The sequence below is a fragment of the Desulfobacula sp. genome (genome assembly GCF_030145145.1).
Lineage (GTDB): Bacteria > Desulfobacterota > Desulfobacteria > Desulfobacterales > Desulfobacteraceae > Desulfobacula.
In genome coordinates this window covers 1-12,539 of sequence record NZ_JAQYWD010000075.1, presented here as the reverse complement: position 1 = coordinate 12,539, position 12,539 = coordinate 1, and the positions used below count along the sequence as shown (strand labels likewise).

Below are 12,539 nucleotides of genomic sequence, written 5' to 3'. Positions count from 1 at the left end.
CATCTACTGCGTTGCATCAAAGGCTAAATAGGCCTGCTATTAAACCTTTAATGCGCCTTGTAGATGAACCAAAATTCTGCGCTATTTATGCCCAATTTATTTCATCTGCGGTCCTTAAAACAAAAAAAATGGTATCCCCTCTTCAATTCATTTGAGAACTTTTTATATGCTAAACACCGTTGGAATCCTGAACGTATAATTTGATCTGATCAGTTTGTCTTTGTAATCTGGCGAAAGTATTAATAGGCGCTTGATACGTTCATTTGTAGCTGGATGTGTGCTTAAAAAATCAATCTGCGGGTTCATGGGACGTGTTATGAAAAAATCAGGCCATGATTTTCTTTTATAATGTTCCAATTTGTTTAGAGCTGATACAAGAAAATTGGGGTTTCCTGTCAGAACAGCGCTGCCCAGGTCTGCTTCAAATTCACGGGTGCGTGACAAGGCAAGGTTTAATAGAAAGCTCAGTGTTGGCGAAAATATCAGCAACACTAAAGGCAAAAATGGAATATTTACATCGCTGATCAATAGAAACGGAAGTGACATTAAAATTAGCATTTGTCCAACAAATGAAATAGACCCAGTCAGTCTGTTGAAAAGATTGGCAATCCACATGACCTGCATATCATTGTTTTTGATATGTGTGATTTCATGACCGATAATGCCAGCCATTTCTGTTGCATTGAGGGTGTTGAGAAGTCCGTCTGTGACAAGGATGGCTGAATTATCTTTTGATCCGGCGGCAAACGCATTTAATATCCTGCTAGGGGAATAGTAAATTGCCGGTATTTTTTTTAAATCAGCATTTTTTGACAATGCCAGAGTAATGCTATGCAGTCGTGGGATTGAACTGGGGTTTAAACGCTTTGCCCCATAAGCTTTCATTATGAGATCTAATGGTACCTTTGGCGTAAAAAGTAAAGAAATTGCAGAGAATAGGATGGCAAATATTATACCGCTTAATCCGGCAATCATCCATCCAAGAAACCCCAACACTCCCACCATTGCAAGGAGTAATACTATAGTGTGGGCGAGGTTTGTTAGTTTATTGGTTTTTATTTCTTCGTAGTTCATGATCTATGATCCCTCCGATTGTATGATAACTTCATTGTAAAAAAAATAACCATTCTCATTATTGGGTCAATAAAAAAACTAAAAGTAATGAAGACTTGTTGGACAACAAAATTGCAATTCCGGTGACACCTTCAATTCCGGTGACACCTTATTTAATTCCGAATTCCGTAATTCCGGTGACACCTAATTCCGGTGACACCTTATTTAATTAGCTTAATAGAGAAGAGGGAATGAAGAGAGAGAAAGGGACACTTATAAGTTGGAATAATGACAAAGGGTACGGGTTTATTCGTCCAGATAACAATAAAGAGGATATTTTTCTCCATGTGAAATCGTTAGCCCATAATCAACGTCACCCTAAAGTTAAAGATGTATTGATGTATGAGGTTGCTGTTGATAAAAAGCAACAACATTACGCACATTCTGCAAAAATTAAAGGGATTGCCTGGTCTTATTTTACCATCATCTGGTCCAGTAGCACCATTCTCTTTGGAATTTATGTGTATTTTGTCCTTCAACAAAGACTTCCTTTTCACCCGATTGCGATCTATGCAGCAATGAGCCTCCTCACGATATGGGCATATAGCCGAGATAAGCGTGCGGCACGATTAGGGACATGGCGCACTCCTGAACGTAGATTGCATATCTTCGAAATGCTGGGTGGTTGGCCGGGCGCATTATTAGTTCAACCATGTTATGGTCATAAATCGAGGAAGATAAAGTATCAGGTAATCTTTTGGATGATTGTTGCCAGTCATGGGGTTCTGTGGTGTCATCTCCTGATTCATCAAGACATGTACCAACCTTACCAACATGCCGCCACAAAAAAAGCCCGCTCATTTGTCAATCAGGCCAAAGAAGAAATACTGCGCCTTTCAGAGATGATAAATTCAGAAGATGCGTTAATAAATACGGATCATGCAGAAACGACGGAACAGGTTAAAACAGTCCGCCGGTCAATAATAACACCAGACAAACAACTTCATGTTGTTCAAGGAGAATTGAATGACAAATTCAAAACTGGGATTGAATAGCAAAATCGTCGTGCTTGTTTTGATACTCCGGACAAAAGGAGAAACCTGGTTTAAAGAAAATTTTTAGGCGCTCTCACCCCTGTTACGATCAGTGCCCTGCTGTTAACGCTGATCCTATTGTTTAGTTTTAAAGGAGAGATTATAACGACCAGCCCGTTAACCATTGTATGGATTGCCATCCCGCTGTTTATCCAGACAATTTTTATTTTTGCCCTTGGCTATGGTGCCGCACGGCTCTTGAAGTTTAAATATGAAGATGCCGCACCGGCTGCAATGATCGGTGCCTCCAATCATTTCGAAGTGGCCATTGCAACCGCTGTAATGCTCTTTGGCCTTTCTTCCGGTGCCGCGTTGGCAACAGTGGTTGGGGTGCTGATAGAAGTCCCGCTGATGCTTATGCCGGTGGAGTTTTGCAAACGAACCACATCCTGGTTTGACCATTAAGCAAGAAACGATACCGGTATGCGGTACGGCATTTAATCTATCAGCCGGTAGAGCAGCTGGATCTCTTCGGCCCAGATGGCGGGGTCCGGTGTTTCAAGAACCATGGGGATATGGTCAAACCGGGAATCGTTCATGATAAATTTGAACGGCGCAATTCCCAGTGACCCTTTTCCGATGCTCTCATGTCTGTCCACCCGGCTCTCAAATGCTTTTTTTGAATCGTTGAGGTGCATGGCTTTCATATAGCCGAACCCCACGATGTCGTCAAAGGCCTGGAGCGTCTTTTCAAACCCTGCCGCTGTCTTGATATCGTACCCGGCTGAATAGGTGTGGCAGGTGTCCAGGCAGACCCCTACCCGGTCCTTGTCCTGAACATTTTCGATAATCCTTGCCAAATGTTCAAATTGATGCCCCATATTGGTTCCCTGGCCGGCGGTGTTTTCGATCACCGCAGTGACGTCGGTGGTCTTGTCCAGCGCCAGGTTGATGGATTGAGCGATCCGCTCCAGGCAAAGATCCGGATCGATTTTGTTCAAATGGCTTCCCGGATGAAAATTCAGGTATTTCAGCCCCAGCTGCTCGCAGCGATGCATCTCGTCCAGAAAGGCCGTTCGTGATTTTTCCAGGGCCTGGTCTTCCGGATGCCCCAGATTGATCAGGTAACTGTCATGGGGAAGGATGTGTCGGGGATCATACCCCCCTTTTTTGCAGTGTTCCTTGAATCGGGTAATGTTTTTGTCGGTCAGGGGTTTTGACACCCACCGCCGCTGGTTCCGGCTGAACATGGCAAAGGCCTTTGCACCAATGCTCTGGGCATTCTGGGGGGCATTTTCAACGCCGCCGCTGGTACTGACATGGGCTCCGATATACTTCATTTTCTTTCCTTTCTCATGCTAAAGTTTTTCTCCCTCAACATATCTGGCACAGATATGCCGATCATCCCCCGTATGGATAAATTTTTCAAGTCTATCTTCCAGGGAATAGCGCTGGGCAATCATCGGATCATCTTCCAGCACAAGGGCATTGAACCAGAAATCTTTTTCAAAACTGCCGGTCCGACCAAAAAAACGGCCCCCGCTTTTGGTGCCCATATAAAATGCTTCTGAAACACTCAGGGGCATTTGTGTCCAGCTATTCTTGTTTGATTGACAGAGAGTTTCTGTATATAAGTTCCACAGGAATTATTTTGTTATAAATTGTGGATGGATCATTTATGAGATTTTCAATCGTTTTTACGGACTCGTTGATAAGTGTGTCCAAAGGTCGTTTTATTGTTGTAAGATTATATGTTGGCCATGACGCGGCATCGATATCATCATAGCCGATAATGGCAACGTCTGAAGAAATGGTTCCAGTATTATGATCAGGAACGGTTTCATCAAGCCCTTGAGGGCTGGACACCAGATGAAATATACTTTATGAAACAGGAATTAAATTTGTGCGGGCCTCACAAATATCTGTAGATCCTTGTATTTTGGAATGGATGTGTTCGGGGTTAATCGAGATACAGTTCGCACAATAAAGGATTTTATCAAAAACAGAAACTAAGTCTGGATTTTTTTAATTATGAGGAAAAAATATTATATTGTTTATAATCCGGTGACCTATAACCTAATGGAAAGCATCGGCAAATGTCAGACCCCCCTGGATCTGCTCTCGGATATTACCAATAAAGACGCCGCACAACTGAATCAAGAGAACTATCTTGGCTATCTTGACTTTGATACCCGGAAAGAAAAATTGGGAATGGTGGAAACCTTTGCTATAGAAAGCTATTCCATTATCTATGTGGCAAATCAGGTGGCAAAATTTGATCCAAATGCGCGGGTGATACTATCCGACGGTATTCGGACCCGAATCCAGGATATTATCCGTAAAAACGGGAAACCGGCCGGTGTTTTTATTTCCGCCATGAGTTCAAATTTCCCCACGGCGGTCTGCACCGGCATTGCCTTGAATCATGGGGGGATTCCAGTGGTGCTGGGGGGCATCCATGTCTCGTCAAGCGGGCAGGATGTTGATATTTTTATCAAACAGCATGTACCAAACCCTGAACTTGTTTCCCACGTACGGGGAGGGGCGGATTCGGATGTGATGGGCCCTTTGATCAGGGATTTAAACAAGGGCACCCTGGCACAAAGTTATACCGGCTATAAAATGGTCGAAGACAAGGTCTGGGGTCACGAAAACATTGAATTTATGCCGCCCATGAGAATGGAGCTTCTGAGACGTCTGCCCATTGTGGGTAATGCCCTGGCAGATAAGATCCGGGTGAACCCCACAGCCCCCTATCTTGGATGCCCCTATTCCTGCAGTTTTTGTTCCATTTCCAGCTTACCCAAAGATCTTCGGCAGTTTACCATGCGCACCCCGGAAGATCTCATTAACGAAATCGAATATATCCAACGACAGGGGGTCAATCTGCAAACCAGATTGTTTTTCTTTTTGGCGGATAATATTATTTTAGGCGGGAAACGGTTGGAAGAGATTCTGGACCTGCTCCTGGAACGACGAACAAAAATAAACTATATGGTCCAGGTTTCCATCGAGATAGCGGACAATAACCGGCTGCTCAAAAAATTGCGCCTTTCCGGTGCCTCCCACCTGTTCATCGGGTTCGAGTCTTTGGACATACGAGACCTGAAGTTTATCGGGAAAAATGTGGTCAAGGATATTGAGGCGAGCCATAAAAGTGTGGCCGAATATTATTCCGAGCGAATCAAAAAAATCCAGCGCCACGGGATGACCATTCACGGCTCTTTTATCCTGGGCCTGCCCCACGATTATTTTAATTCCATCCATGACAACACCGGCCACGATTACGGACGGTTCTGTCTGGAACACCATATCGGGGTCCAGGCAACCCCCCTGTCCGATCTTCCGGGTTCCAGGGATTTTATCCAAACCCAAAAAAACAAAACCTATCTGTTTGGTAAAAACGGCACAATGGATTATCTGATCGCCCTGGTTATCTGCGATTTAACCGAAGGCAACCGAATCCCCAATGAGTCCGTGAGAAAAAGCCCCCTTGTGCTGCTGCACATGGCATTTGAGACCATCAATTGCCTGGGCAAGACAAGGTACACCTTTAGAAACGCATTTTATATGATGGTCAAAAGTTTTCTGTACCCAACGGCCAACGGCAGGCGATCCTTTTTGACACGGTTGAATGACGCCCTGGTGGGATTTACCGTACCGTTGCTGGTCAGTCTGTATAAAGACCATGCAGACAAGGTTCTTTCGTCCACCCCCCATGCCAGGGGAGCCTTTGAACGGCTCTATGATATGGAAAAAAATCCGGCCATTAAACGAGAGTTTAGGGCCTATGTGAACGAATTTGTTCACCGATAAAGGATTTAAAGGTTCTGAGTACAAAGGGATCTTTTTCCCGGGCATACAGTCTTTCAAACAGCCCTTTTCGACCATTTCGGGAAAGAACCACCCCTTCAATCTGGGCCTTATAAACCTTGGCCGTCAGAAGGGGGCACACTGCACAAAGTACATCCAGCAGCCGTTGTTTCAGACTTGTCCTGCCGTTGATGGTGGGAGATTTCCATGCCATCACCCCGCTTAAAATTGCTGTTTTCAGTATTTTATTAAAACGGCCTGCCCGTTGTGTGGCGACATAGGCCATGTAGGTTGCCAAGAGGGGACTGCTATACAAGGTTTCGGGCATGGGCCGGTTCGTCTCAATCAGATCTGAACTGCACAGGGAAAAAAGGTAATCCATGGTTCCTGACTGTCCGTAAATAAAGGTGCCCTTTGCCTGGCTGTCCGTAAAATTTCGTGATCCGGGAAGGTCATTGAGGCAGGTGGCCTGAATCCCGATTTTGTTTTTATTACAAAAATTGGTAACCTTTGTGCCTGAATGATCATTTAGCGAATTAAAATAATTAAAAGGAAGCCCGAAAATAAAGGCACCATGAACCACAAACCCATGGCGTTGAAGGATTTTAATTTTCTGTGCATAATAGGCCTCAACGGACAGGCCGCTTTTTCTGATCAGTTTTGCCGCATGCTTATCCATAAGTTCCAGGTCTCTTATATCCAGGGACTCAAACCCTACAAACAGAAAGGATGCGCCGGATAAGCGCAATTTTTCAAGTATCCTTTGATTGTCCGCCACCTCGATGGAAATCTGAACCCCGTAATTGATCTTCACCTTTTTTTGGATCATGTAATCCAGGAGTGCTTCCAAATTTTTCCCGCCAAGGAGCATATTGTCGGGAAGAAAAATGTAAAACCGACTCTTGAGAACATGTCCTGTCCGCTGATGGGAAAGGATTTCATCAACAAAATCTTCAGGGGTTCTCATGGTAAACCGTTTTTGGGATCCCCTAAGGGCGGATATTGAACAAAAGCTGCAGGAATAGGGACACCCCATATAGGGGGTGGTGACCTGGAGCCTTGCCTCCCTGGAAAGGTAATTGCCGCAAATGGGCAGGCCTTTCAGAAAATCCAGAGGGATATCCGGCAGGGATTCCACCCGGGGATTACCCCATACCCCGTTTTCCACCGGGATTGCCCCAAAATATTCGGCTTGCAGGTTAATATTTTTTAAATCCTTCATGACCCGGCCCATGACCTGTCTGTCACCGGGTCCTCTCACCTGGGAGACAAGCGCTGGATGGAGCAGATGCTTCCGAATAAAGATGTCTACATCCCCAGGGCTGCAGGAAACATGGATGCCGCCAATGACCACCGGAATCCGGGCATGGTTCAGCGCCAGGGTAAGGGCAACCGTTGTGGGAAAAGTTGAGCTGATGGATGTGATAAACACCGCCATTGGCTTTTGGCCCATTTTTTGGATGATCTCATTTATTTTCCGCCGTTTGCCGTCTGCAATGATCACCCGTATCCTTGAATCGGCTCCGGCAATCTGGTTTGCGACATAGTAACTTGAATAGTTGTCAAACCCGATGAGTTCGGGAAGCCCGATCCGTTCTTTGACAGGATCAAACGCCAGGTATTCCAGATAATTTTCCCGGGTGATATCATGGGCATCTTTTCCGGAAAGATAGGTCAAAAGATCCGTGACAGTGACATCCTTGCCAATAAACCCCATGAGTTCAAATGTCAGTGGCGTATACATTATGGCGTAAGGGTTCGGCATAAATCAGGCACTTCTTTTTGTGATAAATTGTTGCACATAATCTGAAAAATCAGATTTTATGGCTGGATTTTCCTCCCTGGCAAAATACCGTTCATAGGCACCGTTTACCCCCGGCCGTGAGTAAACGGTCCCATCGGCATGGTAAAGACTGTTTACAATCATCTGGGCCGCATCATTGATCACAAGCTCACTTTCGATGATCAGGTCCAGGGTAATCGGATTGTAGACAATATAATACTTTCCCATGAAAATTTTCCTCACCTAATTATTCTTAACGATTAAGTAATGATTCTATGGCTCAGGACCATGGGATTTGTCAATAAAAATGAGAAATTTTTATCATAATTCAGGTGGTTATTACATCAGACCCTTTGGTTTTAATTGCCCTGATTTTTACCGAGGCCCTTCTCTGACAATATTATTCTTGCAGCCTTGTTTTTTTTCTGATAGCAGTTGACCTTTGCCTGATTGACAATCATCCTTGCTTTTGGGGTGACAGATAAAAAAAGAAAATTGCTATTTTCACAAATTAAGGAAGTACAACATGAGAATTTATTTATCACTTCTGTCCATGGCGCTGGTTTCAGGCCTGTTTTTAAATTCTCCAGGAATTGCCGAAGAACTCACCGGCCGCCAGGTAATGGAAAAACAACGATCCTTTCAGACAGTTAAAACAGAATATGGCGAAGAACGCATGCTTCTGGTGGACGTGAAAACCAATACAAAAGAGAACCGCCAGGTAAAACGGTATGCAAAGAAATCGGAAAATGGTTTGAACCGGTATCTTGTGGTGTTCCTGGCACCGGCGGATATCCGCGGAACAGCGCTGCTGATCCATGAACAGGAAAATGAAGATGACCAATGGATGTATATGCCAGCGGTTAAAAAAATGCAGCGCATTGCAAGCGCAAGCAAACGATCCTATTTCATGGGCACAGATTTCACCTATGAGGATCTGGAACAGGAAAAGATTGATCAATATACCTACACCATGTTACGCACAGAAACCATTGATCATGTAACGCCCCCCAGACAATGCCATGTGATCGAAGCGATACCCCTGGGCGGCACAAAAAAATCCAGCGGTTATTCCAGGCGGATCATCTGGGTGGACCAACAGCATTTTTTCACCCTTAAAATTGAATTTTTTGACCGAAGAAACCGGCTGATAAAAACCCAGAAATCCTTTGAATGGGAAAATATCACGGGAACCGTTTACCGGCCCCGGAAAACAATTATGGACCACCACCGAAAGCACCATAAAACCCTGACCCTGATGGAAAACAGACACCTTACCACCCCCATTGCGGATCAGGTTTTTACCGAGCGGTTTATCCTCAGCGAAAAACATTTTGAATAGAAAAAAAAAGGACCGCCGACAATAAAGAGCCGCATGGCAAAATAAACAAACTGTAAATAAAATTGACCTGAAGTTCAAGGAATAGTAATGCAATCACTCATGTTATGGAGCCGCCGTCACCCCTGTATTGTCACCCTTATCATCGTCCTGGGGTCTGTCTTTTTTGCATATGGTGTGCCGAAAATCCACATCGATTCCTCCTCATCGGGCATGATGATCCAGGGAGATCCTGCCCGGGCATATTATGATGAGACCCTCAAAAAATTCGGTTCAGACAACATAACGGTCATTTTTGTTAAGGACAAGCACCTTTTTACACCTGAAAAGCTGGCCCTGCTGGATGGAATCCATTTCCAGATGGAAGAGATTGCCTGTGTGGAAAAGGTGGAAAGTCTGTTTTCCGTGACCAATTTCAAGGGGCAGGATGGGATGCTGAGTGTTGCCCCTTTGATGGATACCCTGCCCGAAACCCAGGAAGAAGCAGACCAGATAAAAGCCGATGCCCTTGGAAATCCTTTGTTGTTGAACAATATGATTGCTGAAGATGGCAATGCCATGGCCCTGAACCTGTTTATCCGGCCAGACGGGAATGATCCGGACTTTGAAATAAAGTTCATCGCACAAATTGATCAAATTATCTCAAAATCAGAGTCCCACTTTGATGAAATTTTCCAGCTGGGAAATTCCTATGTCAGAAAATCCATCATCAGTTATATCTTACAGGACCAGATCATCATGCTGCCCCTGTCCATTCTGGTGCTGATGTCCATCCTGGTGCTGACCATGCGGTCAACGGCAGGCGCTGTGCTTCCCATGTTGACCGCAGGGCTCAGCGTGCTGTGGTCGGCCGGGTTCATGGGGTTTATGGGGATTCCCTTAAATATCCTGACGGTGGTGGTCCCGTCCCTGATTGTGGTTATCGGGTCCACTGAAGACATCCACCTGTTGTCGGAATATATGGACGGTCTTGAACATCACCATGGAGAAAAATCTTTGGCCATGGATTACATGGTTTCCAAAACCGGCACCGCTGTAATGCTGACCGCTCTTACCACCTTTATCGGTTTTCTCTCCATTTCTCTCAACAACATTTTGATTCTGAAACAATTCGGGATTGTGGCGGCGTTCGGGCTTTTTATAAATCCCTTGGTGACCTGTATGGTCGCCCCTGTGTTTCTTCACTATTTCGGCCCGAAACAAAAACAATCCCAAGGAAAAAAGAAACGGCTGAATGATAGGGTAATGACCTTTCTTGCAGACCATATCATTCATTTAATACACACCCGGAAAAAGCAGGTGTTCATCGTTTTAATCGGGGGGGCCATTCTCATCGGTTTGTTTGCCCTGAATGTCCGGGTGGACAACGAACTATTGGGATATTTCAAACCCGGTTCCGATATCCGGGTGAAAAGCCGGGTACTCCATGACGAGATCGCAGGTCCCCAAATGTTCTATATCCGGGTGAGCAGCGGGATGGCAGGTTTTTTCAAAGACCCTGAAAACTTAAGTGAAATTGCAGGGCTCATGGACTATATGCAGGATAAGAAATGGTTTGACAAGGAGATGTCCCTGGTAGGCTTTTTAAAGCTGATTCACATGGAGTTAAATAACGGGGATCCCTCCTTTTACACCCTGCCCCAAAAAAAAGAGTTGATCGCCCAATACCTTTTAACCCTTCATCGGGGGGATATTGAGCGGTATGTCACCCCGAATTTCAGTGAGGCCAATATCATGGTAAGGCATTTCATCGGTTCTTCCCATGAATTGAATGCCGCTGTTGCAGATGTAAAAAGTTACATGGATACCCACTTCAACCCCCATGTCAAAATCGGTTTTACGGGCGAAAACATATTGGTCAATGCGGCGGCTGACAGCATGGCCCAGGGACAAATCAAATCCTTGGCCCTGCTAATGGTGATTATTTTTTCCATCATGTCCCTTTTGTTTGTCAATTTCAAGGCAGGGCTCTTGTCCCTTATCCCCAATGCCTTCCCTGTTCTTCTGATTTTCGGAATCATGGGAATATTGGACATCCCCCTGAATGTCGGTACGGCCATGGTGGGTGCCATTGCCATCGGGATTGCCGTGGACGACACGGTTCATTTTATGACCCGGTATAACCGGGAGATGAGACATCTTCAGGATCAGACCCTGGCCATTAATGAATGCATCCGATCGGAGATCAAACCCATCGTGTCCACTTCCATTGCCCTGGCCATGGGATTTCTGGTGGTCTGTTTTTCAAGTTTTGCACCCATTGTCAGTTTTGGCTTTCTTTCAGCCCTTGTCATGGTGTTTGCACTTCTGGGGGACCTGTTCCTTACACCTATTTTATTGTCGTCCACCCAGCTCATCACCATCTGGGATCTGGTCAAATTGAACCTGAACAAGGAGGTCGTCAAAAATTCTCAACTGTTCAACCGGCTGAATTCCTGGCAAATGAAGCGGGTCATTCTTCTGGGCCGGATATTGGAAACCCCCGGGGGAGATCTTGCCATTCATTACGGAGACCCGGGAGACAGCATGTTCCTTCTTCTGGAAGGGGGCGCCCAGGTGTTGGGCCGGGATGCAAGCGGCAAAAAAAATGTTGTGGCCACCCTTAACCCCGGTGAAGTGTTCGGGGAGATTGCAATGGTCGATCCGGGAATGAGAACGGCGGATATCCTGGCAACACAGGATATGAAATACCTGGAATTCAACTGGAAGGGAATGAAGCGGATCCGTTTGATATATCCGAGGATTGCCGTCCATCTTTACCGAAACCTGGCACAGATTCTCGGGGCCCGACTCAAGGAGGCCACCTCCAAGCTGATAAAAATTGCCCAATGAAAACGTTAATCCCAGATGAACCCGTCATGGGAATTTTGGTTGTCCTGTTTTTGATCGGCTTTTTTTCTGTTTACCCTTTAGGGCCATCCCTGGTTTTTGCCCAGGATGATGCAGCCCTTTTCGAAGAATTGGAACAAAGCATTCCCAAGGCCAAACCACCGGACAATGGATCATCTAATGGATCAGACGAAGCCCTTTTTGACGAACTGGAAAACAATAACAGTGCTCCGGCAAAACAAATTTATGATGGAGATATCACATCAATTGGAGATCAGAATCCGTCAAAAAAAGAAGCCGTTCCTCAATGGATGGAACACTTTAGCAAAAATTTTGAGGGCAGCTTGAGGCTGCGGTCTTTTTATTTTTTTCAAGATCCTGAAAATCAGGCCATCACAGATAAAAGTTCCCTTGAAAGTGAGGTGCTTTTCAAATTTGCATCCTGGTCAGGAACAGATGATTTCAAGCTGAAGGTCTCGGGGTGGGCAGAAGCTGGCACCCTGACGGAAGATTATCAGGGCAGGACCCATTGGCTCCAGAATAAGGACAATGACCGGCATTATTTTGAACTCAACGAGGCCGGGTGTAAATCAAAGGTGTTGTAGTAATTGTTAATATTTGTAGACATCCTCATTTTCTTATGGTAGGGGATAATGGAACCCTAACATAAGGAGTCCGTTATGGAAAA

General features: G+C 45.2%; 12 protein-coding genes. 6 read left to right on the top strand and 6 right to left on the bottom strand.

The genetic code is table 11. From position 1 onward, the window contains the following. Positions 1-162: 162 nt before the first annotated feature. Positions 163-1,074 (bottom strand): zinc metalloprotease HtpX, encoded by a 912-nt coding sequence (locus tag Q1Q15_RS24995; protein WP_300465430.1) that lies wholly within the window; start codon positions 1,072-1,074, stop codon positions 163-165. A 230-nt stretch (positions 1,075-1,304) separates the two neighbouring features. Between Q1Q15_RS24995 and Q1Q15_RS24990 the strand changes: the two genes are divergently transcribed. Further along, positions 1,305-2,108 (top strand): DUF1294 domain-containing protein, encoded by an 804-nt coding sequence (locus Q1Q15_RS24990; protein ID WP_300465428.1) that lies wholly within the window; start codon positions 1,305-1,307, stop codon positions 2,106-2,108. Between the two features lie 117 nt (positions 2,109-2,225). Then, on the top strand, positions 2,226-2,552 hold the full coding sequence (locus Q1Q15_RS24985) for a hypothetical protein (protein ID WP_300465426.1): 327 nt from the start codon (positions 2,226-2,228) through the stop codon (positions 2,550-2,552). A 32-nt stretch (positions 2,553-2,584) separates the two neighbouring features. Here Q1Q15_RS24985 and nfo read toward each other — a convergent pair whose 3' ends face one another. Genes nfo through Q1Q15_RS25635 form a run of 3 tightly spaced genes read right to left on the bottom strand, consistent with a single transcriptional unit; the run spans position 2,585 to position 3,953 of the window. After that, positions 2,585-3,427 (bottom strand): deoxyribonuclease IV, encoded by an 843-nt coding sequence (gene nfo, locus Q1Q15_RS24980; protein WP_300465424.1) that lies wholly within the window; start codon positions 3,425-3,427, stop codon positions 2,585-2,587. A gap of 18 nt (positions 3,428-3,445) precedes the next feature. Then, entirely contained in the window at positions 3,446-3,673 is a 228-nt protein-coding gene (locus tag Q1Q15_RS24975; RefSeq protein WP_300465422.1) for a hypothetical protein, read from the bottom strand. Positions 3,674-3,683: 10 nt separating this feature from the next. Then, the gene (locus tag Q1Q15_RS25635; RefSeq protein WP_363321047.1) at positions 3,684-3,953 is read right to left on the bottom strand and encodes a substrate-binding domain-containing protein; all 270 of its coding nucleotides are present in this window, start codon (positions 3,951-3,953) and stop codon (positions 3,684-3,686) included. Positions 3,954-4,118: 165 nt separating this feature from the next. Between Q1Q15_RS25635 and Q1Q15_RS24970 the strand changes: the two genes are divergently transcribed. Beyond that, a complete protein-coding gene (locus Q1Q15_RS24970; protein WP_300465420.1) occupies positions 4,119-5,903 on the top strand; it encodes a radical SAM protein in 1,785 nt (594 codons plus the stop codon). Here the strand turns inward: Q1Q15_RS24970 and Q1Q15_RS24965 are convergent. Then, positions 5,869-7,665: a hypothetical protein gene (locus tag Q1Q15_RS24965; RefSeq protein WP_300465418.1), complete on the bottom strand. Its 1,797-nt coding sequence runs from the start codon at positions 7,663-7,665 to the stop codon at positions 5,869-5,871. The two genes, Q1Q15_RS24970 and Q1Q15_RS24965, sit on opposite strands and share 35 nt — an antisense overlap. Positions 7,666-7,668: 3 nt before the next feature. Continuing rightward, positions 7,669-7,911 carry a hypothetical protein gene (locus Q1Q15_RS24960; protein WP_300465416.1) on the bottom strand — a complete coding sequence of 81 codons (243 nt, stop codon included), beginning with the start codon at positions 7,909-7,911 and terminating at the stop codon, positions 7,669-7,671. Between the two features lie 298 nt (positions 7,912-8,209). Here Q1Q15_RS24960 and Q1Q15_RS24955 point away from each other — a divergent pair, with 298 nt between their 5' ends. The 3 genes from Q1Q15_RS24955 (at position 8,210) to Q1Q15_RS24945 (ending at position 12,456) form a co-directional block, all read left to right on the top strand. Continuing rightward, the gene (locus tag Q1Q15_RS24955; protein ID WP_300465413.1) at positions 8,210-9,025 is read left to right on the top strand and encodes an outer membrane lipoprotein-sorting protein; all 816 of its coding nucleotides are present in this window, start codon (positions 8,210-8,212) and stop codon (positions 9,023-9,025) included. Positions 9,026-9,112: 87 nt separating this feature from the next. Next, the gene (locus Q1Q15_RS24950; RefSeq protein WP_300465411.1) at positions 9,113-11,854 is read left to right on the top strand and encodes an MMPL family transporter; all 2,742 of its coding nucleotides are present in this window, start codon (positions 9,113-9,115) and stop codon (positions 11,852-11,854) included. Continuing rightward, positions 11,851-12,456, top strand: coding sequence for a hypothetical protein (locus Q1Q15_RS24945; RefSeq protein WP_300465409.1), 606 nt, complete (start codon positions 11,851-11,853; stop codon positions 12,454-12,456). Before Q1Q15_RS24950 ends, Q1Q15_RS24945 begins: the two co-directional genes overlap by 4 nt. Positions 12,457-12,539: the final 83 nt, after the last annotated feature.

What these genes read in the sequence shown, in the direction of transcription:
- Q1Q15_RS24995 (WP_300465430.1), bottom strand. Translation starts at nt 1,074, where the DNA reads ATGAACTACGAAGAAATAAAAACCAATAAACTAACAAACCTCGCCCAC.
- Q1Q15_RS24990 (WP_300465428.1), top strand. Translation starts at nt 1,305, where the DNA reads ATGAAGAGAGAGAAAGGGACACTTATAAGTTGGAATAATGACAAAGGG.
- nfo (WP_300465424.1), bottom strand. Translation starts at nt 3,427, where the DNA reads ATGAAGTATATCGGAGCCCATGTCAGTACCAGCGGCGGCGTTGAAAAT.
- Q1Q15_RS24975 (WP_300465422.1), bottom strand. Translation starts at nt 3,673, where the DNA reads ATGCCCCTGAGTGTTTCAGAAGCATTTTATATGGGCACCAAAAGCGGG.
- Q1Q15_RS24970 (WP_300465420.1), top strand. Translation starts at nt 4,119, where the DNA reads ATGAGGAAAAAATATTATATTGTTTATAATCCGGTGACCTATAACCTA.
- Q1Q15_RS24965 (WP_300465418.1), bottom strand. Translation starts at nt 7,665, where the DNA reads ATGCCGAACCCTTACGCCATAATGTATACGCCACTGACATTTGAACTC.
- Q1Q15_RS24960 (WP_300465416.1), bottom strand. Translation starts at nt 7,911, where the DNA reads ATGGGAAAGTATTATATTGTCTACAATCCGATTACCCTGGACCTGATC.
- Q1Q15_RS24955 (WP_300465413.1), top strand. Translation starts at nt 8,210, where the DNA reads ATGAGAATTTATTTATCACTTCTGTCCATGGCGCTGGTTTCAGGCCTG.
- Q1Q15_RS24950 (WP_300465411.1), top strand. Translation starts at nt 9,113, where the DNA reads ATGCAATCACTCATGTTATGGAGCCGCCGTCACCCCTGTATTGTCACC.
- Q1Q15_RS24945 (WP_300465409.1), top strand. Translation starts at nt 11,851, where the DNA reads ATGAAAACGTTAATCCCAGATGAACCCGTCATGGGAATTTTGGTTGTC.